This window comes from Sphingobium sp. (genome assembly GCF_035511395.1).
GTDB lineage: Bacteria > Pseudomonadota > Alphaproteobacteria > Sphingomonadales > Sphingomonadaceae > Sphingobium.
Genome location: NZ_DATKFP010000161.1, coordinates 31932 through 54006, shown reverse-complemented (window position 1 = coordinate 54006; position 22075 = coordinate 31932). Strand labels below are relative to the sequence as shown.

Here is a 22075-nt window from a genome sequence, read left to right as displayed (position 1 = left end):
TTATTGTCATGGTCATTGCACGCAAGCGCGATCGCCCTTGCCCATATGCAGGTCATGCCGGCGCTGGCCCAGACCAATCTGGCGGCGCTCCGTCCCGATGACGCCGGCCAGTCGCGCAGCGCCAGCGCCACGAAGGTAGAGGCACAGCCGCCCAGCGGCTTCGACGGCCTGGACGAATCGGTCTCGACCGAATTCGACGTCACTTTTCAGGAACGCGCGATCGGATCGTTCCGCGCGACCTTCGACAATGGCCAGCTTCTCTTCGCCGATCCGGCGGCGGTGGCGCGGGCGCTCGGTCCCGGCGTGGACACGGCGGCCGCCACTGCCTTCCTGTCCCGGCCGCTGTCCGCCAACGAACAGTTTCGCTGCCGTCCCGGCGTCATGCTGGGCGTGGGCTGCGGGCTGCTGCCGGGCGACGCATCAGGCATCATCGCCAATCCCGAAGCGTTCAGCGTCACCCTCTTCCTGTCGCGCCAATATCTGGTCAGCGCGATCAGCGGGCCAAGGATGCTCGGCCCCGCCATGTCGGGTCCGTCGCTGATCCAGACGGCGCGCTTCGCGGTGGCGCGGGACGGCAATTCCGGCACCAGCTATGGCGGCACGTTCGACACGCTGGCCAGCCTCGGCCAGAATGCGCTGATCGCGCAGACCACGCTCAGTGACACGGAAGGGCTGCGCGCGCAGCAGCTCTATGCCCAGCGCATCTGGTCGGACCGGCGCGCCGCCGCCGGTCTGCTCCAGGATTTTCAGTCGCTTATCTTCACCAATTATCGCGTGCTGGGCGCGGAGCTGAGTTCCTTCTACGGCACGCTGCTTGATGCCACCAACGACACGGCGACCCCGCTCGAAATCCTGATGCCGCAGCGCGGCCAGGTCGAAATCTATCGCAACGACGTGCTGATCACCGCTGCCCGCTATGAAGCGGGCCTGCAACTGCTCAACACCGCCGCCCTGCCCGAAGGCGCCTACACCGTCCGCATCGTCGCCCGCGACGGCGCTCGCGTGATGCTGGACCAGACCCGCGCCTTTTCCAAGATTTCCAATCTGGTGCCGCCGGGCAAGACGGCCTTCCGCTTCCGCGCGGGCGCCCGGACCGAGGATAATTTCCTCAGCGTCGACGGGCGCGGCGGCCCCGGCTTCCTGCCCCGGACCACCGGGGAGGTCGTGCTGTCCGCCTCCGGCCAGCGTCGCGTCGGCCGTTCCATCGCGGCATCGGCCACAGTGACGTCCTTCGATTCGCGCGTCTTTGGCGAAACCTCGATGCAATTCTTCCGCGGCCGGTTCAGCGGGCTGGCGGGGGTCGGGGTCGGATCGGACGGCACCTATTCGGCGCTGGTCAGCACCAATATCCAGCTGCCGCGCATCAGCTTCTACGTCTCCGCGCGCACGACGCAGGCACCCGACAATGTCCTGCCGATCGCGATCGACGACCGCTATCGCGCCTTCTTCCGCAGCCAGGACACGGTGTTCGGATCGGTCCAGACCCGCGTGCTGGGCGGATCGCTGGGGCTGAGCGGCAGCTATACCCGCTCGTCCGACTTCCCCAAACGCTATGCCGTCGGCCTCCAATATAATCGCTCGGTCGACCTGCCCTGGGCGGCGTCGGCATTGCTGTCGGCCGGCGTCACCAAGTCCGATTTCGACACCCGCGTCGGCTTCACCATTTCCTTCTTCAAGCGCGTCGACCGCAAGACGACCGCCTCCTTCACCGGCGGCGGCTATTATGTCGGCAATTCCCAGCCCGGCACCGGCGGTCGCAAGGGCTTCTCGCCCGTGGGCGAGGCGGTGCTGTCGCGTCGCGAGCAGGTCGGCCCGGTCGATCTGGTGGCGGAGGCCGGTGTGGGCACGGATGTCGACGGCGATCGCGCCTTCGGCCGGCTGCGCACCCAGTCGACCTATGGCAGCGCCGATGCGGCGGTGCAGTGGCAGAAGCGGCCGTTCGGCGACGCCGCCACCTCCTATCTCTTCAATGGTGAAACGGGCTTTGCCATTGGCGGCGGCGGGGCCAAGATCGGCATGCGCGACCCGGCCGAGGCCATGGTCATGCTCGACCTCAGCGACATCCGCGCGCCCGCACGCGAGGACGCCGCGTCAACAGCGGGCACAGGCTCCGGTGGGACGCAGAACGGCAATGACGGCAACCAGCTTGCTGCCGGCGGCTATCGCATCACGGTCGACGGCCGGCCCTATGACTATATCGAGCCGGGCCGCCGCGTCGCGCTGGGGCTGACCGCATTCAGGGAATATCAGATCGGCCTTAAGCCGGAAGGCGCGCCGCAGTTCGATATCGACAGCACCCGGCGCAAGGTGACGCTCTATCCCGGCAATGTCGTGCGGATGCGGTTCGAGGCGCAACGCGTCATCAGCCTGTTCGGCCAGATCCTGCTGGAGGACGGTTCGCCCGCCGCACAGGCGCGGATCGAGGCCGGGACCGACTATGCCGTGGCCGACGATCGCGGCTATTTCACCGTCACCGCGCCCTTGTCCTCCACCATCGCTATCCGCCGCGCCGATGGCGGGGCCTGCGTCGAGCGCTCGATCCGGAGCCTGATCGACGCAAAGACGCCATCGGTCCTCTATCGCTTCGGCAAAATTCGTTGCAGCACGACCGGCGCCATGCTGTCGCCTACGCCGCAACCCGAAGGCAAGCAGCTCGCACAGGCACCGCACGAGGCCGAGTTGCGCCGTGTCCGCACTGCCGCACGCAGCCTGGCCGACGCACCCGACGCCCAACCCGATCGGGAAGCCCCCTCTTCCCTCAGCCGACTGGTCGCGCGGGAATTTCTACGCCAGCTGGATTGATCCGACCCGGCGATGCCGCCCGTCTCAGGCGGCGTCGATCCGGCAAAGCTCCGGCCGCAGCGCCCATCCCTTGCCCCGGATCGATTCGATATATTCCCGCCCCTCGCTGGCGAGGCTCAGCTTCTGGCGGAGCTTGGACACGAACACGTCGATCGCCCCGGCGCCCGGCCGCGTCTGCGCATCATAAAGCCTGGACAGGATCATCTCGCGCGACACCGGTCCCGGCATCACCTGCCGGAAGATGTGCAGGATATTCGCTTCCGTTTCGGTCAACGCGATACGCCGCCGTCCGATGCTGTAGCTTTCATCCTGCGGGCGGAAGATCAGCATCCGGAAGTCGCCGCGCGCCGCTGGCTCCGCATGAGCCGCCTCGATCGTCGTCAGAAGCTGGTGGACGATCGCATCGCCCTGCGGACCGGCCTCCGTGGCCGACAGCGCTTCGCGGGCCGCCCGCAGCGATTGCAGCACCTCGTTCGTCGAACGCAGATTGTCCACGATTCTCGCCTCGCAGGCGCACAGCAGGTCGAGCAGTCGTTCCCGGTCCATTCCCATTCCCGTTATTGTCCGTTGAAAGCGCATGCCCGTCATTGGTTAGGAGGCCGTAAATTTTTCTCCGGACAAAGACAAACAGCTCCATGGCACAGCCTCCGGCCGCACTACCCCGATGATCTTGCCCTCTCCCGCCACCTCGCCTAAAGCGTCGGCTCATGCCCGACATCTTCATTCCCGACGCCTCCCCTGAACTGACCGGGCGAGCGCTGTTCCCGCATCGGCACCTTTTGTCGATCGCCGACCTCAAGCCCTGGGAAATCCGCTTCCTGCTCGATGAGGCGGAACATTGGGCGCAGGCGAACAAGGGCAAGGCGCGCAAGCATGACGGCCGGCTGGCGGGCATGACCCAGATCAACGCCTTTTTCGAAAACAGCACGCGCACCCTGCTGTCGTTCGAAATCGCCGGCAAGCGGCTGGGCGCCGATGTCGTCAACATGCATGCCGGCCAGTCCAGCGTGAAGAAGGGCGAAACGCTGATCGACACCGCCATGACGCTGAACGCCATGGCCGCCGACGTCATCGTCATTCGGCATGCCAGTTCCGGCGCGGTCGCGCTGATCGCGGACAAGGTCGACTGCCCGGTCCTCAACGCGGGCGACGGCTGGCACCAGCATCCGACACAGGCGCTGCTCGACGCACTCACCATCCGCCGCCGCAAGGGCGGGTTCGAGGGGCTGGTCGTGGCGATCTGCGGCGACGTGCTGCACAGCCGCGTCGCCCGCTCCAACATGCTCTGCCTCGCGGCGCTGGGCGCGCAGGTGCGCGCGGTCGCGCCGCCGACCCTGCTGCCGCCGGAGGTCGAGATGCTGGGCGCCATCCCTTATACCCGCATGGACGAAGGGTTGGACGGCGCCGACGTGGTGATGATGCTGCGGCTCCAGAATGAACGGATGGACGGCGCGTTCATCCCGTCCCCGCGCGAATATCATGCGCTCTATGGCCTAACGCCGGAACGGCTGGCGATCGCCAAACCCGACGCGCTGGTCATGCATCCCGGCCCGATGAACCGGGGCGTCGAAATCACCAGCACCGTCGCCGATCATCCCGATCGATCGGCTATCACCGAACAGGTGGCGATGGGCGTTGCGGTACGCATGGCCTGTCTGGACGTCTTGACGCGCAGCGCGCGTGGTGTGGAGGGATGGACTTGAACATCCCGACCAACAAAACGGAGGGATGGACTTGAACATCCCGACCAACAAAACGGAGGGATGGGCTTGAACATCCCGATAAGCAAAGAAACCGGGATGGGCTTGAACATCGCGGCAAGCAAAGAAACGGGAATGGGCATGAGCCGGATCGCAATCATCAACGGCAAGCTGGCCGATCCGGCCGCGGACGCCCTTACCCCCGGCACCGTGCTGATAGAGGGCGACCGGATCGTCGCCGCCGGACAAGTGCAGATCCCCGCCGACGCCCAGCAGGTCGATGCGCAGGGGCTGGTGGTCGCGCCCGGCCTGATCGATCTGGGCGTCTTCGCCACCGACAAGCCAGCCTTTCATTTCGGCGGCATCACGCGCGCGGCGCTCATGCCGGACCAGCGCGCCCCACTCGATGAAGTCGGCCTGATCCGGGAGGCCACCCGTGCGGGCAAGCCCGATTTCTGGGTCCATCCGATCGCCGCCGCCACGCGCGGCCTCAAGGGCGCGGAAATGGCCGAAATGGGCCTGATGCAGGCGGCAGGCGCGAAGGCGGTCGGCACCGGCCGCCAGTGGATCGCCGACTCGGGCGTGATGCTGCGCGTCCTCTCCTATGCCAGCGGCCTTGGCCTGACCCTCATCGCCCATGCCGAGGACGGCGGGCTGACGGCGAAAGCCGTGGCGACCAGCGGCGAGACGGCGACGCGGCTCGGCCTGCCCCACGCCCCGGCCTGCGCGGAGGCGATGGCGATCGCGCGCGACATCGTGCTGGTGCGCGAAACCGGCGCGTCGATCCATTTTCGGCTGGTGACGACGAAGGCAGGTTTCGACCTGATCCGCGCCGCCAAGGCCGAAGGCCTGAAAGTGACCTGCGGCATCAGCCCTGCCTATCTGTTCCTGAACGATCAGGCGGCGACCGACTTCCGCACCTTCGCCCGGCTGTCGCCGCCGCTGCGGTCGGAAAATGACCGGCAGGCGAGCCTCGCCGCCGTTGCCGACGGGACGGTCGATGTCATCACCTCCGGCCACGACCCGCGCGGGCCGGAGGACAAGCGCCTGCCCTTCGCCGATGCCGCACCGGGCATGGCGGGCGCGGAAACGCTGCTGGCGCTGTCGCTCAACCTGGTGCGCGAAGGCCAGGTGACGATCAATCGGTTGATGACCTTGCTGTCCACCAATCCGGCGCGGATATTGGGCATCAACGCGGGCAGCTTCACCGCCGGAAGCGCCGCCGACCTGATCTTCGTCGATCCCGACGCCCCGTGGATCGTGGATTCGGCCAGAATGGCGGCTTCAGCGGGCAACACCCCGTTCGACAAGGTGCCAGTGCAGGGCCGCACGCGTCGGGTCATGAAGGGCGGCGCCTTCCTGTAACGGACATCTCGTAACAGACCTCCTGTAACAGATGGGGCCGGCAAGATCGCCTGCCGGCCCCGCCCTGTCCTACACGACGCCATGATGGTAAAAGCTGCACTCGCCCCCGGCTTGAACCGTAATAATATTACCGGGACACAACCGTAAATTTCAAAATCTGCGGGAAATGTGCGAAGTTAAGCGTCCCATTTCCTACAGCCCTCACCCCAGGATGAAGTCCACCCCCGCCTTCGCATGGATCCCAGTGCAGTCGTAGATCGGCAGCACATTGGCCTTCACGTCGACGATCAGTTCCAGTTCGGTGCAGGCCAGCACCGCCGCCTGCACATCCTGCTTGGCGATGTCGGTCAGTTCCGATTTCATGTAGCGTTCGCTCTCGCGGCTGATCTTGCCGACGGTCAGCTCGTCATAGACGATGCGGTCGATCCGCTCGGCCAGTTCCATGTCGGCGGGCAGCAGCGACACGCCATGCGACACCAGCCGCTGGCGGTAGAATTTCTCGGTCATGACGTTGCGGGTACCGATCAGCGCCGCTTTTTCGACGCCGTCGGCCAGCATCCTGTCGCCCACCACTTCGGCGATATGGATGATCGGGATGCCGATTTCGGCCTGCACCTGATCATAGACACGGTGCATGGAATTGGCGCAGATCAGCAGGCTTTCCGCGCCTCCCTGCTCCAGCCGCCGCGCCGATACGATCAACTGGCCGGCCGCCGCGTCCCAGTCCGATTCCGTCCGGCATCCCGCGACGGCGGCGAAATCGAGGCTGTCGATCAGCAGCGGCGCGCTGTGCTGCCCACCCAGCGCGCGATGCACAGCCTTGTTGATGATCTCATAATAGCGGGCGGTGGACGTCCAGCTGAGACCACCAATCAGACCAAGTTTACGCATCATGACCCCTGGATACAAAAAACCGTTCGGTTCAAGCGCAGTCGAGAACCGGCCTCCAGGTGGCGCGGCATGTCTCGACTTCGCTCGACACGAACGGGTTAGGGTATCGGGGCGGCGCGGGGCAACCCCTCAGAGCGATTTCGAGCCGGATGGATCATCAGCGGCTCGAAAACACAGCCGAAAACTTAATGCGCCAGTCCCTTGACGATCTCTTCCACCATCTTCTTGGCGTCGGCCAGCAGCATCATGGTATTGTCCATGTAGAAGACCTCATTGTCGACGCCGGCATAGCCAGCGCCGCCCATGGATCGCTTCACGAACAGCACCGATTTCGCGTTGGCGACGTCGAGGATCGGCATGCCGTAGATGGGCGATGTCTTGTCGGTCTTGGCCGCCGGGTTGGTCACGTCGTTGGCGCCGATGACGAAGGCGACGTCGGCCTGGCCGAACTCGCCGTTGATGTCCTCCAGTTCGAACACCTCGTCATAGGGCACGTTCGCTTCGGCCAGCAGCACGTTCATATGGCCGGGCATACGACCTGCGACCGGGTGGATCGCATATTTGACGTTGACGCCTTCCTTCTTGAGGATGTCGCCCATTTCACGCAGCGCATGCTGCGCCTGGCTCACCGCCATGCCGTACCCCGGCACGATGATGACGCTTTCCGCCTGCTTCATCAGGAAGGCCGCGTCTTCCGCGCTGCCGCGCTTGTAGGGACGGTCGACCGCCGCCGCGCCAGCCGACGCACCGCCGGACTCCGCGCCGAAGCCGCCCGCGATCACGCTGATGAAGCTGCGGTTCATCGCCTTGCACATGATGTAGGACAGGATCGCACCCGAACTGCCCACCAACGCGCCGGTGATGATCATCGCCGTATTGCCCAGGGTAAAGCCCATGGCGGCAGCGGCCCAGCCCGAATAGCTGTTCAGCATCGACACCACGACCGGCATGTCCGCGCCGCCGATCGGGATGATCAGCAGGAAACCGATGACGAAGCTCAGCGCCGTCACGGTCCAGAACACCCAGGGCGACTGATCCGTCACGAAATAGGCGACCAGCCCCAGGATCGCGGCCAGCGTGCCCAGATTGATGACATGGCGGCCAGGCAGCATGATCGGCTTGCCCGACATGTTGCCGTTCAGCTTCAGGAAGGCGATGATCGAGCCGGAGAAGGTGATGGCGCCGATCGCGACGCCCAGCCCCATCTCGACCCGGCTGGCACCGTGGATCTCGTCCGTCAGCGGATCGAGAATGCCGAACGCGCCGGGGTTCAGGTAAGCGGCCGCGCCCACCAGCACCGCGGCCATGCCGACCAGCGAGTGGAAGGCCGCAACCAGCTGCGGCATCGCCGTCATCGCGATCCGCCGGGCGATCAGGAAGCCGATGCCGCCACCGACGATGATCGCGCCCACAATCTCCGGCAGGCTCACCACATCATGGGTATAGAGCGTCGTGGCGACCGCGATCGCCATGCCTGCCATGCCCATGCGGTTGCCGCGCCGGCTGGTGGCGGGGCTGGACAGCCCGCGCAGCGCCAGGATGAAGAGGATGCCGGCGATCAGATAGGCCAGCGCCACGAAAGGAGAGACAGGAGCAAGCTCGTGCATCACTTGCGCTCCTTCTTCTTGTACATGGCCAGCATGCGTTCGGTGACGGCAAAGCCGCCGAAGATGTTGACCGATGCGAAGACCACCGCGACCAGCCCCAGCACCTTGGCGGCAATGCTGCCCGCCTCCGCCGACGCGACCAGCGCGCCCACGATGATGACCGAGGAAATGGCGTTGGTAACCGCCATCAAAGGCGTGTGGAGCGCCGGCGTCACCGACCAGACCACATAATAGCCGACGAAACACGCCAGCACGAAAATCGACAGGATGGCTACGAAGTCCATCGTTCCTACTCCCTGTTCGTCCCGCCTGCCTGCGACCGGACGTTCCCGCGCGGCCCGCCCCCTCGGCAGGCCCGCGCCCCTATATTCCGTTCGGGACCAAGCCCGCCCTTCAGCTGGCCAGCAACCGCTCGTTCACGACCTTGCCGCCCTGCGTCAGGCGGATGGCGTTGCCGATTTCCTCGTCCAGCACCGGCGCATTCTTTTCCTTGTCCCAGAAGGCGGACAGGAAATTGTAGAGATTGCGCGAGAAAAGGGCCGAAGTGTCCGCCGCCAGCCGGGACGGCACGTTGCGATGGCCGACGATCTTGACGCCGTGGCGCTCGACCACTTCGCCTGGGACCGCACCCTCGACATTGCCGCCCTGCTCGACCGCCAGGTCGACGATCACGCTGCCCGGCTTCATCGTCGCGATCTGCGCGTCGGTGATGAGCCGCGGCGCGGGACGGCCGGGGATCAGCGCGGTGGTGATAACGATGTCCTGCTTGGCGATGTGCGACGACACCAGCTCCGCCTGCGCGGCCTTGTACTCGTCGGACATTTCGGTCGCATAGCCACCGCTGCCCTCACCCTCGATGCCCGCGACCTTCTCCACGAAGATCGCCTTGGCGCCGAGCGATTCGATCTGTTCCTTCGTCGCGGCGCGGACGTCCGTAGCGGACACCTGCGCGCCCAGACGCCGTGCGGTGGCGATCGCCTGAAGCCCCGCGACGCCGACGCCCATGATGAAGGCCTTGGCCGCCGACACCGTACCAGCCGCCGTCATCATCATCGGAAAGGCCTTGTCATATTCGGCGGCGGCATCGAGCACCGCCTTGTAGCCCGACAGGTTCGACTGGGACGAAAGAATGTCCATTGACTGCGCACGCGTGATCCGCGGCATGAACTCCATAGCCAGCGCCTCGAACCCGGCAGCGGCATAGGCGTCGACACGCGCACGCCCTCCATTTTCACCGGCGCCAAAGGGGTTAAGGCCGGCGGCGATCCACGCGCCCGGCTTCGCCCCGGCCAGGCTTTCGGGGGTCGGCCCCTGTACACCCAGAATGATGTCAGCGCCGGCGACCGTCGCGCCGCCATCGGCAACCGTTGCGCCAGCGGCTGCATAGTCGGCATCGGCGATCGACGCCGTCAGCCCAGCGCCCGCCTCGATGGCGACGTCGGCGCCCAGCGCCTTGAACTTCTTCACCGTCTCCGGCGTGGCGGCGACCCGCCGTTCGCCGGCCGCCTGCTCCTTCAATATTGCAATCTTCATCTGTGTCGCACCCCCTCCTGATCCCGATTTTCCATTCAGCTGGAAATCAGTAACACCACGATTGCAGCGACGACGATGCTGGCGACGGTTCCCCATTTCATCAGGCCGATGAAACCATGATAGGTTTCATTCGCGCTATTCATATGCCCTTCGTTCGACATATTCGCTCCTCTTCCTGCGCTTTTCGCGGTTCACCTCTTATCCTTTCGCCTTGCCCCCCTCAACCCGAAGGCCGACAAGAAAATCTTTCGCAGTTAAGTGCGCCTTTACCCCTGTCCGTTAACCCTAGTCGCCTGTTGCATTTGAGGGGTGAAGATGGCGCGCGACGGCGTACCGATGCTGATGCTGATCGACGACGAACCGGCGCAAAGGCGACTGGTGTCCGCTCTGGCATCGCGCGCTGGCTGGCGCACCATTTTCGCGCAGGATAGCGAGACGGCCATAGCGATGCTGGGCACGCAGGACGGCATGCGGCTGGACGCGATCATCCTCGATCAGTGGAGCCCGGACTATGACCCGTCGGACCTGATCCGGGAGATTCGCGCGCGCCGTCCGGCCCTGCCCCTGCTCATCCTCACCGCCCATAATAATGTCTCCGGCGCGGTCGAGGCGATGAGGGCGGGTGCAACAGATTATCTTTCCAAGCCGATTGCGCCCGAACGACTGCTCGCCGCCCTCAACGCGACTCTGGCTGAAGGCAGCGCGGCGGGCGAACTGCGTCCCCTGACCGAAAAGATCACCGCGCCACTCTCCTTCGAGGATGTGGTCGGCTCCGCACCCCTTTTCCGCGCCGCGCTTGCCATTGCGGCCAAGGCGGCCCGCGCCCGCGTGCCCGTACTGATCGAGGGCGAAAGCGGCGTCGGCAAGGATGTGATCGCCTGCGCCGTCCATGCCGCCTCGCCGCGCCACAAGCAGCCGATGATCACGGTCAATTGCGGCGCCATTCCCGCCAACCTCGTCGAATCGGAACTGTTCGGTCATGAGCGCGGCGCCTTCACCGGCGCCTTCGACCGGCATGTCGGCAAGTTCGTGTCGGCCGACATGGGCACGATCTTCCTCGACGAGGTGAGCGAGATGCCGCTCGACGCGCAGGTGAAGCTGCTGCGCGTGCTTCAGGATGGCGAGGTCCAGCCTCTCGGCGCCCGCCGACCGATCCATGTCGACGTGCGTGTCATCGCCGCCACCAACAAGCGGCTGATCGACGAGATCGAAGCGGGCCGTTTCCGCGAAGACCTCTATTATCGCCTCAATGTCGTCCAGCTGACCATCCCGCCGCTGCGCGAACGCATGGGCGACATTCCCGCGCTCTGCCGCCACCTGCTCGCCCGCATCGCGACCCAGCCGGGCCTGCGCAGCCTGGGGCTGACCGACGACGCGCTATCGCTACTGATGCAGCATCCCTGGCCGGGCAATGTGCGCCAGTTGCAGAACGCCCTGTTCCGTGCCGCCGTCCTGTGCGACGGCGATGCACTGACACCGCAGGATTTCCCGCAGATCGCTGCGCAGATCCGGATCGGAGAGAGCACGGGGCGCATCATCGCCCGCCCGCGCATCGTGAGCCAGCCACATCGCGACGGCGCGGGCATCACCCTGTTCGAAGGTGATGGCCATGTCCGCCAACTGGCGGAGATCGAGGCCGACGTCATCCGTCTCGCCATCGGCCATTATCGCGGCCGGATGACCGAAGTCGCCCGGCGGCTGGGCATCGGTCGTTCCACCCTGTATCGCAAGCTCGCCGAACTGGGCATCGATAGCGCCGCCTGACCGGCTATGGCGTTGAAATCTGCCCGCGCCTATGCTTTGGACGGGACATGAAGAACGCCCCCCTCGCCGTCTGCCTGCCCATCCTGCTGCTCGCCGCCTGCGGCCGCACCGAACCCGTGGCGGACATGCCGACTCAGGAGGAACTGGCCGCCGCCGCCAATGCAGCGGCCGCCAATGCCATCGCCAACCAGCAGTCGGAAGACACGCCCGACAGTCGCAACTATGTGAATATAGAGCATGGCTTTTCCGTCACCCTTCCCGAAGGCTGGGTGAGGGACAAGGGCGCCAGCAATGCGGAGGGCGTCGTGTATCAAGACCCCGGCGCGGGCGCAGACGTACGCGTCTTCTGGCAGAAGAATGACGACGATCAGACGCTCCAGCAGATCGTGGAAGCGCTCAACACCGGGGCCGAAGGCGTGGACGGGGACTTTGTCGGCGATAATGAATATCGCGGCACGGCCAATGATGGCGAAGGCAATAATGTCGCCATCCGCCTGCTGCGCCAGCCGGATGGATCGATCGTCACCGCGACCTTCGTCTATCCCGAAATGCTGAGCGAGCAATATCAGGCGATTTCCGAAACGCTGCTGACCAGTCTGCGCGCCTTTGCGCCCAAAAAGGAAGCCGAAGCCTCCGCCACGACACCGGCGGCTAACGCCAGCGCGGCGCCCTAACGCAGATCTCGCGTTTCGGTAAGGGTCTTGGCGCCCAGCGTCAGGTCGCGCGTCTGCTGCTCGACGAGCCCGGTTTGCGTCGACAGGCCATAGCGCACCGCCACCTGCACGCCCTCTCCGGCCAGATTCTCCTCCAGTCTTAACCGATCACCCTCGCGTGATTCCAGTCGCAGCAGGCCTTCCACCTTGACCGGCCGACCGAGCGGCGATCCCGCCACGGTCCGCACGCCGCGCCCGGCAGCGTCATCTTCGACCTCACCGCCGGCGAAGAGGAAGAGTGGCTGATATTCACCCGCCAGCAGCGCCAGCCGCCCGTCCGGCGGCAGACCGGCAAACAGCGTCTGCACTGAACTGGCGGCGCGATATCGGGAAGAATCAGGCGCGAAGCCTGCCATCATCTTCGCCAGGCCCTGCTCGACCGAGGTCCAGACCTTGTCCATGTCGTCCAGCCCAACGATCTTGCCATTGGCGTCGATGCGGAACCCCATCTCGACCCCGACCAGCGGCGTCAGCGCGGCGCGCCAGGATTGGGTGGCCGCCGCCGGCGCATCGCTGTCGATCGCTCGCAGTGTGGCGTGGAGCAGCCAGGCGTCGCCTACGTGCTCGAAGCGCAAACTGCGCGTCGCCGTGAAGCGGCTCTTCTGCCCGTCGATCACGCGACTTTGATCGATAAGATAGACTAAGTCGCGCCCGACCGGCGGAGAAAAGGCGATGGGCACCAACTCGGCCGCGGCCGGCTGCGCGCCCATGAGCAGCAGCATGGATACCAGCTTCCACATCTTCATCGAACCTGCTCCCCGACCCAGCCGGCGAAGGCGGCCGACGCATTTCCATCTATCGCCACGATAGCCGGCAGATCATAGCCATGCAGTTCAACGATCCGGGCCTGCAATGCCGCGCTCCGCGCGGGGCTGGTCTTGAACAGCACGGGGATTTCCGCCGCCTCCTCGATTATACCCTGCCATTCGTAGAAGGAGGTGCAGGCCGCGCCGATATTGGCGCAGGCCGCCAGCCTCTCCTCGACCAGTTGCCGGGCGATGCGCCGGGCATCCTCGACCGATCCGAACATTGTATAGACCAGCGCGACCGGCTCGCTCATGCGCGGCGTCCGATGGCGTGCGCACCCCATGTCGCCGATGCCACGACCAGCGCCCCGACCGCCTGGTGCAGCACCGCCAGCGGCAGCGCGATGCCGCTGATGACGGTCGCGATGCCGAGCAGTACCTGCGTGCCGACCGTGGCGTTGATTGCGATCGACGGGCCGCGCTGTCCGGCCTTCTTCGCGCGCCGCGCCAGCAGCATCAGCAGCGCCGCCGCGACCCAGGCCCACCAGCGATGGATGAAATGGACGAGATAGGGATCGGACGAGACGGTCGCCCAGAGCGATCCCCACCAGCTGATCCCTTCGGGTACCAGATGGTCGTTCATCAGCGGCCAGGTGCTGGACACATAGCCCGCATCCAGCCCGGCGGTGAACGCCCCGAACAGCAGCTGCACGAACAGCACCAGCAGCGCCGCCAATGCGAAGGGTCGCATCCGCGCCGGCCGCGCCGCCCGGCTGCGCGCCAGCATCAGCAGGTCGAGCGCGGTCCAGATGAGGCCGCCGATGATGAACAGCGCGGTCAGCAGATGCACCGCCAGTCGATAATGGCTGACGTCGGTCCGCACCGACAGGCCCGACTTCACCATCCACCAGCCGATCGCGCCCTGCAATCCGCCCAGCGCCAGCAAGGCGGTCAGGCGCCAGCCATAGCCCGCCGGGATGACCCGCTTCCAGGCGAACCAGATCAGCGGCAGCGCGAAGGCGACGCCGATCAGCCGTCCCAGCAGCCGATGCGCCCATTCCCAGAAGAAGATGAACTGGAAATCGCCCAGTGTCATGCCCCTGTTGATCTGCTGATATTCGGGGATCTGCTGATAGAGGCGGAACGCCTCCATCCACTGGTCATGGGTCAGCGGCGGGATCGCGCCGGTGATCGGCTTCCACTGGGTGATCGACAGCCCCGATTCGGTAAGGCGGGTGATACCGCCCACCACCACCATGCAGAAGACCAGGGCGGCCACGGCCAGCAGCCAGCGGGCGATGGCGCGCGGCGCGATGGCGGCGGAGGAGCGGAAGGCGGAAGCGGCAGCTATCATGGCCGTTCCATGCGCCGCCGCCTCACGGGTTTCAAGAGCATAGCGGATGGACAAAAGGTCCGGGCCAGCCCATCACCGGGAAACAAATCGGCTCATGGGCGTATCGGGCTAATAGAGATTATCGTGCTGAGACAGGAATGAACGCCGCGACGGGCATAGCAGACAGGATCGCATCGCAGGGGCCGGTGGGCGCGCTGACCGCCGCCATCGACGCCGCGTCGCCGCTCGGCGCGGTGGATGGCTGGTCGCCCACGCTGGTTTCGACCGTCCGCCTGATGCTGTCGTCCAAGGCGGAAATCGTGCTGTTCTGGGGGCCTGATTTCTGCGCGCTCTACAATGAAGCCTATGTGCCGACGATCGGCGACAAGCATCCCCATGTGCTGGGCCTGCCGGGTCGCGAGGGCTGGACCGAGCTGTGGGACGATCTGGAACCGCTGCTACGATCCGTGCGCGATGGCGGAGAAACGGTCCACGCCAGGGATCGCCCCTTCTATATCGAGCGTGACGCTGGCCGGGGCGAGGATGTCTTCTTCGACATAAGCTATTCCCCGGTGTTCGAGGCGGACGGATCGATCGGCGGCGTCCTCTGCATCGTCAGCGAAACGACAAAGCGAGTGCTGGCCGAACGACAGATGGCGGCCGAGCGCAACCGGCTCTGGGCGCTGGCGCGCGATCCCTTCCTGATCGCCGATGTCAGCGGCGTCTGGCTGGCCGCCAGCCCCGCCTGGACCGACATATTGGGCTGGAGCCAGGAAGAACTGGTCGGCCGCACGTCCGAATGGATGGAGCATCCTGACGATGTGTCCTCCACGCGCCAGGAAATCGACGACCTGGCCGAAGGACGCCCCACCTGGCGCTTCGAAAACCGGTTCCGCACCAAGGCTGGCGATTATCGCACCTTCAGCTGGACTGCCGTGCCGGAGGGCGATCATATCTATTGTGTCGCCCGCGACGTGACCGAACATCGCGCCGAGGCCCGCGCGCGCACCGAAGCGGAGGCGGCTCTGCGACAGGCACAGAAGATGGAGACGTTGGGCCAGTTGACCGGCGGCGTCGCCCATGATTTCAATAATCTGCTTCAAGTAGTGACAGGCAATCTGGAACTGCTCCAGCGCACCCTGCCTGCCGACCAGCCGCGCCTGAAACGCGCGGCGGACAACGCGATGGCAGGCGCCGAGCGCGCCGCGATCCTGACCCAGCGCCTGCTCGCCTTCTCCCGCCGACAGCCGCTCATTCCACAGGCGATGGACCCCAACCGGCTCATCGCCGGCATGTCGGACCTGTTCCAGCGGACCCTGGGCGAGACGATCGAGGTGCATACGACACCGCTGGACGGCGCATGGACGATCGAGGTCGATCATAACCAGATGGAAAATGCCCTGCTCAATCTGGCGATCAACGCGCGTGACGCCATGCCGGACGGCGGGCGATTGGACATCGAAATAGACAATCTCCAGGTGGATGCCGCGCGTATGACATCCGAAGGCGATATCGCTCCCGGCCAATATGTCCTGATCAGCGTGACCGACAGCGGCGAAGGCATGGATGCGGACACGCTGACTCATGCAGTCGAGCCATTTTTCACGACCAAGGATGTAGGGCGCGGTACGGGTCTTGGCCTGTCGATGGTCTATGGCTTCATCAAGCAATCCGGCGGCCATCTCCAGGTTTATTCCGAGCCGGGACAGGGCACCTGCGTCAAACTCTATCTGCCCCGGCATCACGGCCTTCTGCCGGTCGCGGATCCCACCGAAACCCTTCCCCCGCAGACGGTAGGCGGCACCGAGACCATCCTGCTGTGCGAGGATGACGATAATGTCCGCGCCTATTCGGCCAGCGTGCTGCGCGACCTGGGCTATCGCGTGCTGGAAGCCGGCGACGCTGCCGAGGCGCTGGCGGCGATCGACGGTGCGAGCGAGCCGATAGACCTGCTGTTCACCGATGTGGTACTGCCCGGCGGGATGAGCGGCGCCGACCTTGCCCGCGAAGTCCATACCCGCCATCCCGCGCTCCGCATCCTCTTCACCACCGGCTATGCGCGCAACGCCATCATCCATCATGGCCGGCTCGATCCCGGCGTCGAATTGCTGACCAAGCCCTTCACCTATGCCGATCTGGCCGCGAAGGTGCGCGCAATGCTCGACGACCAGTCTAGCCAGAGCCGCCAGCCGGCCTGACCTTCTCCTTTAACCCGCATTTCATCGCGAATTTCCGTATCCGTGCCTTCATGCATCCTTGAAATAGTATTTGTATGAGTATATCGGAAAGGCGAGCGCGCAGAAGCGCCCCGTCTTTTTCGTCAGGATGCCCCAATGAGCGATTCGCCCAAGACTGCCCCGAAGCTGCGCAGCCGCGCCTGGTTCGACAACCCAGACAATATCGACATGACCTCGCTCTATCTGGAGCGCTACCTGAACTTCGGCCTCAGCCTTGAGGAGCTGCGCAGCGGCAAGCCGATCATTGGCATCGCCCAGACCGGCAGCGACCTGTCGCCCTGCAACCGCCACCATCTGGTGCTGGCAGAGCGCATGCGCGAAGGCATTCGCGAAATGGGCGGCATCGCGCTGGAATTCCCGGTCCACCCGATCCAGGAGACCGGCAAGCGCCCGACCGCCGGCCTTGACCGTAACCTGGCCTATCTGGGCCTGGTCGAAGCCATGTACGGCTATCCTCTCGACGGCGTGATCCTGACCAGCGGTTGCGACAAGACCACCCCGGCGCTGCTGATGGCCGCCGCCACCGTCAACATCCCGGCGATCGCCCTGTCGGTCGGCCCGATGCTCAACGGCTGGCACAAGGGCGAGCGCACCGGTTCGGGCACGATCGTGTGGCATGGCCGCCAGCTGCTGGCCGCCGGCAAGATCGACGATGAAGGCTTCATCAAGCTGGTCGCCTCGTCCGCGCCATCGACCGGCTTCTGCAACACCATGGGCACCGCCAGCACCATGAACGCGCTGGCCGAAGCGCTGGGCATGATGCTGCCGGGCAGCGCGGCGATCCCCGCCCCCTATCGCGACCGTCAGGAAGCCGCCTACCGCACCGGCAAGCGTATCGTCGAAATGGTGCATGAAGATCTGAAACCGTCCGAGATCATGACGCTGGACGCCTTCCACAACGCCATCGTCGCCAACTCGGCGATCGGCGGTTCGACCAACGCGCCGATCCACCTTGCCGCCATCGCCCGCCACATGGGTGTCGAACTGCCGCTCAAGGACTGGGAGACGGTCGGCCACAAGGTACCGCTGCTGGTCAACATGCAGCCGGCCGGCGAATATCTGGGCGAGGATTATTATCGCGCCGGCGGCCTGCCCGCCGTCATCAGCCAGCTGATCGACCAGGGCCTGATCAAGGAAGGCGCGATGACCGTCAATGGCAAGACGATGGGCGAGAATTGCAGGGGCGTGGAGATCGAGGATGAAAAGGTCATCCGTCCCTTCGGCCAGCCGCTGAAGGACGAGGCCGGCTTCCTGGTCCTGACCGGCAACCTGTTCGACGAAGCGGTCATGAAGACCAGCGTCATCAGCGAAGAATTCCGCATGCGTTACCTGTCGAACCCCGACGATCCGGAAGCCTTTGAAGGCCCGGCGGTCGTGTTCGATGGCCCGGAAGATTATCACCACCGCATCGACGATCCGTCGGTCGGCATCACCGCCGACACACTGATGTTCATGCGCGGCGCGGGTCCGATCGGCTATCCTGGTGCGGCGGAAGTCGTGAACATGCGTCCGCCCGCTTACCTGATCACCGAAGGCGTGTCCGCCCTCCCCTGCATCGGCGACGGTCGCCAGTCGGGCACGTCGGGCAGCCCCTCCATCCTCAACGCCTCACCCGAAGCGGCGGCGATGGGTGGCCTTGCCCTGCTGGAAACCGGCGACCGCGTCCGTATGGACCTGAAGGCCGGCACGGTGAACGTCCTGATTTCCGACGAGGAACTGGAAGCACGCCGCGCGAAGCTGGTGGCTGAGGGCGGGTTCAAATATCCCGCGTCGCAGACGCCGTGGCAGGAGATCCAGCGCTCGGTCGTGGGTCAGATGAACACCGGCGCCATCCTGGAAGGCGCGGAAAAATATCAGCGCATCGCCCAGACCATGGGCCTGCCGCGCGACAATCACTGAGACACCGATCTCAGGCTCTGATCAGGGCATTAAGTCCGAGTATTTTCGGCTTCTGCCCCTTGAAAGGACGGGGCGGCTATCCATCTGGAGCGCCGCCCCATCTTCCCGATTTCAGCATCATCCATGTCGCAAAAGGGTCTGATCCCTGCGGCATGATCGACTAGCCATTCTGACCCCCTTCAGGAGACAGCCATGTTCAACGGAGCCATCCTCATCGGCGCGAACGAGCGCACCGGCGGCGAGCCTTTCTACGCCATCAATCCGGCCACCGGTGAAAAGGGCGACGTCGCCTTTTCCAGCGCGATGCCCAGCGAAGTCGAGGAAGCCGCCGCACTGGCCGACGCCGCGTTCGAAAGCTTTTCGACACTGTCGCCCGACGCCCGCGCGACCTTCATGGAAACCGTCGCCGACAATATCGTCGCCATCGGTGATCTGCTGATCGAAACCGCCATGGCCGAAACCGGCCTGCCTCGCGCCCGTCTGGAAGGCGAGCGCGGCCGCACCGTCGGCCAGCTGCGCCTGTTCGCCAGCTATGTCCGCCTCGGCGACTGGCTCGACGCGACGATCGACAAGGCGCTGCCGGATCGCGCCCCGCTGCCGCGCGCCGACCTGCGCCGCGTCAACCATTCGGTCGGCCCCGTCGCCGTGTTCGGCGCGTCCAACTTCCCGCTCGCCTTCTCGGTCGCGGGCGGTGACACTGCCGCCGCCTTCGCCGCCGGATCGCCCGTCGTGGTCAAGGGCCACAGTGCCCACCCTGGCACCGGCGAACTGGTCGCCCGCGCCATCCAGGCAGCGGTCAAGAGCCTTGGCCTGCATGAAGGCGTCTTCTCCTACCTGCCGGGCGCCAACCGCGCGCTGGGCAGCGCGCTGGTCGCCGATCATCGCATCAAGGCCGTCGGCTTTACCGGTTCGCGCGGTGGCGGCACGGCGCTGATGAAGATCGCGGCCGAACGCGCCGAGCCGATCCCGGTCTATGCCGAAATGTCGTCGATCAACCCGGTCGTGCTGCTGCCGGGCGCGCTGGCAGCGAAAGCCGAAGCGCTCGGCACCGCCTTCGTCGGTTCGCTGACCATGGGTTCGGGCCAGTTCTGCACCAACCCCGGCCTGGTCATCGCGCTTGACGGTCCCGACCTCGACACGTTCGTCGCCGCTGCTGCTGCCGCCCTGTCGGGCGCCGCGCCGCAGGTCATGCTGACGCCGGGCATCCATGACGCCTATGAAAAGGGCGTCGCCGCTCTGGTCGGCGCCGAAGGCGTCACCACCGTCGCCCGCGGCACCAATCCGGAAGGCTGCAACCGTGGTCAGGCCGCCTTCTTCGCCACCGACAGCGCGACCTTCGCGTCCAACCCGGTGCTGTCCGAAGAAGTCTTCGGTTCCTCCTCGGTCCTGATCCGCTGCTCCAGCATCGAAGAGGTCATCGCGACCATCGCGGGCCTGGAAGGCCAGCTGACCGCGACGCTCCAGATCGGCGAAGGCGATGAAGGCGACGCCGCCAAGCTGTTGCCGACGCTGTCCCGCAAGGTCGGCCGCATCCTGACCAACGGCTGGCCCACCGGCGTCGAAGTGACCCATGCCATGGTCCATGGCGGTCCCTTCCCGTCGACCGCCGATGGCCGTTCGACCTCGGTCGGCACGCTGGCGATGATGCGCTTCCTGCGCCCCGTCTGCTATCAGGACGTGCCGGACGCACTGCTGCCCGCAGCGCTTCAGGACGCCAACCCCTGGGGCCTGACGCGCCGCAACGAAGGCAAGCTGGAAGTCGCAGCATGACGATCAGGGCAGGTCTGGTAGGGCTCGGCAAGATCGCGCGCGATCAGCACCTGCCCGCGATCGAGAAGATCGACGGCATCGAACTGGTCGCCGTCGCCAGCCGCAACGCGCAGGGCGAAGGGGTGAACAACTACCCCGACCTCGGCGCGATGCTGGCGGGCGAACCCGATCTGGATGCCGTCATCCTCTGCCAGCCGCCGCAGGTCCGCTATCATGCGGCCCGGCAGGCGCTGTTGGCGGGCAAGCATGTATTCCTGGAAAAGCCGCCGGGCGCGACCGTATCCGAAGTGGAGGCGCTGACCGCGCTGGCCAAGGCGCAGGGCGTCACGCTCTACGCCAGCTGGCACAGCCGCTACGCCGCCGCCGTGGCGCAGGCCAAGGCCTGGATCGCGGAGCGCAAGGTCGAACGGATCGACATCCAGTGGCGCGAAGACGTCCGCCACTGGCATCCGGGCCAGCCCTGGATCTGGGAAGCGGGCGGTTTCGGCGTGTTCGATCCGGGCATCAACGCCCTGTCGATCCTGACCGAGATCGTCGGCGAACCGATCACCGTGCTGTCGGCCGAACTGGAAGTCCCGTCCAACAAGCAGGCGCCGATCGGCGCGACGCTTAGCCTGGCGACGGCTTCGGGCGCTGCGATCGACACCGTGTTCGACTGGCGCCAGACGGGGCCACAGACTTGGGACATCGCGGTTGAGACCGACAAGGGCAGCCTGCTCCTGTCGGAAGGCGGCAATACGCTGCGTCTCGACGGCGAAGTGCAGATGAAGGCGCCGGACGAGGAATATCCCACCATGTATCGCCGTTTCGTCGGCCTGGTGGCGGACAAGGCGATCGACGCCGACACGGCGCCGCTGCGTTTGGTGGCCGATGCCTTCCTTTGCGGGCGGCATTGCCCTACGGCTGCCTTCGAGGACTGATGTAAAGGAAAAGACGATGGGGAGCGCGCGACAGGACGGACCGTTCGGATCGGAAGAAGGCGCGCTCCGCATCCATCAGGCGATCGCCCGCGACCTGGGCACTGCCATCCTGACCGGCAAGCACAAGCCCGGCGACCTGTTCGAGGGCGAGATCGAGGCGTCGGAACGGCTCGGCGTATCGCGCACCGCCTATCGCGAGGCCGTGCGCATCCTGATCGCCAAGGGGATGCTGGAAAGCCGCCCCAAGGCCGGCACCCGCGTCCTGCCCCGCGCGCGCTGGAACGTGCTGGACCCCGAAATGCTCGCCTGGATGTTCGCCGGCGAGCCGGACGCCAATTTCATCCGCGACCTGTTCGAGCTGCGCGGGGTGATCGAGCCCGCCGCCGCCGAATTCGCCGCACGCCGCCGCACGGAGGAGCAACTGGCGGTGATGGACGCAGCGCTGGCGGAGATGGCGCGCTATGGCCTCTCCACGCCGGAGGGTCGCGCCGCCGACCAGCGTTTCCATCACGCCATCCTCGCCGCCGCGCATAATGACGCACTGGAAGCGCTGGCCAGTTCGGTCGGGGCTGCGGTCAGCTGGACCACTACCTTCAAGCATCGCAAGAAGCTGCTACCGCGCGACCCCCTGCCCGACCATCAGGCAGTCCATCGGGCGATCGCCGCGCGCGACACGGCGGCGGCGCGCAACACCATGGCCGAACTGCTGCGGTTGGCGCTGGCCGACATGGATATCGCGCTGTCGGAATAGAAAATAATCGCGAACTCAAATCCGTTTGGGCTGAGCCTGTCGAA

19 protein-coding genes are annotated in these 22075 nt (G+C 65.6%); 10 read left to right on the top strand and 9 right to left on the bottom strand.

Going from position 1 to position 22075, the window contains the following annotated elements; all coding sequences use genetic code 11:
• Positions 1 to 15 precede the first annotated feature (15 nt).
• Positions 16 to 2802: a TcfC E-set like domain-containing protein gene (locus VMR39_RS11045; protein WP_325416025.1), complete on the top strand. Its 2787-nt coding sequence runs from the start codon at positions 16 to 18 to the stop codon at positions 2800 to 2802.
• Positions 2803 to 2826: 24 nt separating this feature from the next.
• Here VMR39_RS11045 and VMR39_RS30470 read toward each other — a convergent pair whose 3' ends face one another.
• On the bottom strand, positions 2827 to 3348 hold the full coding sequence (locus VMR39_RS30470) for a winged helix-turn-helix domain-containing protein (protein WP_414712494.1): 522 nt from the start codon (positions 3346 to 3348) through the stop codon (positions 2827 to 2829).
• Positions 3349 to 3509: 161 nt separating this feature from the next.
• On the opposite strand from VMR39_RS30470, the gene VMR39_RS11035 reads away from it, so the two are divergent.
• Both VMR39_RS11035 and VMR39_RS11030 read left to right on the top strand, forming a co-directional pair.
• Positions 3510 to 4505, top strand: a complete 996-nt coding sequence (locus tag VMR39_RS11035) for an aspartate carbamoyltransferase catalytic subunit (RefSeq protein WP_325416024.1) — start codon at positions 3510 to 3512, stop codon at positions 4503 to 4505.
• A 138-nt stretch (positions 4506 to 4643) separates the two neighbouring features.
• Entirely contained in the window at positions 4644 to 5867 is a 1224-nt protein-coding gene (locus VMR39_RS11030; RefSeq protein ID WP_325416023.1) for a dihydroorotase, read from the top strand.
• 201 nt (positions 5868 to 6068) lie between these two features.
• Here the strand turns inward: VMR39_RS11030 and VMR39_RS11025 are convergent, their stop codons facing one another.
• The 5 genes from VMR39_RS11025 to VMR39_RS11005 all read right to left on the bottom strand — a co-directional run bounded on the left by VMR39_RS11025 (position 6069) and on the right by VMR39_RS11005 (position 10059).
• A complete protein-coding gene (locus VMR39_RS11025; protein WP_325416022.1) occupies positions 6069 to 6758 on the bottom strand; it encodes an aspartate/glutamate racemase family protein in 690 nt (229 codons plus the stop codon).
• Positions 6759 to 6943: 185 nt separating this feature from the next.
• Entirely contained in the window at positions 6944 to 8365 is a 1422-nt protein-coding gene (locus VMR39_RS11020) for an NAD(P)(+) transhydrogenase (Re/Si-specific) subunit beta (RefSeq protein WP_325416020.1), read from the bottom strand.
• Complete coding sequence (locus tag VMR39_RS11015; protein ID WP_325416019.1) at positions 8365 to 8649, bottom strand: NAD(P) transhydrogenase subunit alpha; 285 nt, start codon at positions 8647 to 8649, stop codon at positions 8365 to 8367. Before VMR39_RS11015 ends, VMR39_RS11020 begins: the two co-directional genes overlap by 1 nt.
• A gap of 109 nt (positions 8650 to 8758) precedes the next feature.
• Positions 8759 to 9898 carry an NAD(P) transhydrogenase subunit alpha gene (locus tag VMR39_RS11010; protein ID WP_325416018.1) on the bottom strand — a complete coding sequence of 380 codons (1140 nt, stop codon included), beginning with the start codon at positions 9896 to 9898 and terminating at the stop codon, positions 8759 to 8761.
• Positions 9899 to 9933: 35 nt separating this feature from the next.
• Positions 9934 to 10059 (bottom strand): aa3-type cytochrome c oxidase subunit IV, encoded by a 126-nt coding sequence (locus VMR39_RS11005; RefSeq protein ID WP_325416017.1) that lies wholly within the window; start codon positions 10057 to 10059, stop codon positions 9934 to 9936.
• Between the two features lie 154 nt (positions 10060 to 10213).
• On the opposite strand from VMR39_RS11005, the gene VMR39_RS11000 reads away from it, so the two are divergent.
• Both VMR39_RS11000 and VMR39_RS10995 read left to right on the top strand, forming a co-directional pair.
• Positions 10214 to 11662, top strand: coding sequence for a sigma-54 dependent transcriptional regulator (locus VMR39_RS11000; RefSeq protein ID WP_325416016.1), 1449 nt, complete (start codon positions 10214 to 10216; stop codon positions 11660 to 11662).
• A gap of 47 nt (positions 11663 to 11709) precedes the next feature.
• A complete protein-coding gene (locus VMR39_RS10995; protein ID WP_325416015.1) occupies positions 11710 to 12336 on the top strand; it encodes a hypothetical protein in 627 nt (208 codons plus the stop codon).
• On the opposite strand, the gene VMR39_RS10990 is transcribed toward VMR39_RS10995, so the two are convergent.
• Genes VMR39_RS10990 through VMR39_RS10980 form a run of 3 tightly spaced genes read right to left on the bottom strand, consistent with a single transcriptional unit; the run spans position 12333 to position 14475 of the window.
• On the bottom strand, positions 12333 to 13121 hold the full coding sequence (locus tag VMR39_RS10990; RefSeq protein WP_325416014.1) for a hypothetical protein: 789 nt from the start codon (positions 13119 to 13121) through the stop codon (positions 12333 to 12335). The two genes, VMR39_RS10995 and VMR39_RS10990, sit on opposite strands and share 4 nt — an antisense overlap.
• Complete coding sequence (gene cutA, locus VMR39_RS10985; RefSeq protein WP_325416013.1) at positions 13118 to 13435, bottom strand: divalent-cation tolerance protein CutA; 318 nt, start codon at positions 13433 to 13435, stop codon at positions 13118 to 13120. The genes VMR39_RS10990 and cutA overlap by 4 nt, the downstream gene beginning before the upstream one ends.
• A complete protein-coding gene (locus tag VMR39_RS10980; RefSeq protein WP_325416012.1) occupies positions 13432 to 14475 on the bottom strand; it encodes a COX15/CtaA family protein in 1044 nt (347 codons plus the stop codon). Before VMR39_RS10980 ends, cutA begins: the two co-directional genes overlap by 4 nt.
• Before the next feature lie 137 nt (positions 14476 to 14612).
• On the opposite strand from VMR39_RS10980, the gene VMR39_RS10975 reads away from it, so the two are divergent.
• From VMR39_RS10975 to VMR39_RS10955, 5 genes are all read left to right on the top strand, one after another.
• Positions 14613 to 16652 carry a hybrid sensor histidine kinase/response regulator gene (locus VMR39_RS10975; RefSeq protein ID WP_325416011.1) on the top strand — a complete coding sequence of 680 codons (2040 nt, stop codon included), beginning with the start codon at positions 14613 to 14615 and terminating at the stop codon, positions 16650 to 16652.
• 135 nt (positions 16653 to 16787) lie between these two features.
• Positions 16788 to 18590, top strand: coding sequence for an IlvD/Edd family dehydratase (locus tag VMR39_RS10970; RefSeq protein WP_325416010.1), 1803 nt, complete (start codon positions 16788 to 16790; stop codon positions 18588 to 18590).
• Positions 18591 to 18782: 192 nt separating this feature from the next.
• A complete protein-coding gene (locus VMR39_RS10965) occupies positions 18783 to 20360 on the top strand; it encodes an aldehyde dehydrogenase (NADP(+)) (protein WP_325416009.1) in 1578 nt (525 codons plus the stop codon).
• Positions 20357 to 21280, top strand: a complete 924-nt coding sequence (locus tag VMR39_RS10960) for a Gfo/Idh/MocA family oxidoreductase (RefSeq protein ID WP_325416008.1) — start codon at positions 20357 to 20359, stop codon at positions 21278 to 21280. Before VMR39_RS10965 ends, VMR39_RS10960 begins: the two co-directional genes overlap by 4 nt.
• 16 nt (positions 21281 to 21296) lie before the next feature.
• Complete coding sequence (locus tag VMR39_RS10955) at positions 21297 to 22031, top strand: FadR/GntR family transcriptional regulator (protein WP_325416007.1); 735 nt, start codon at positions 21297 to 21299, stop codon at positions 22029 to 22031.
• The last annotated feature ends 44 nt before the right edge of the window (positions 22032 to 22075 follow it).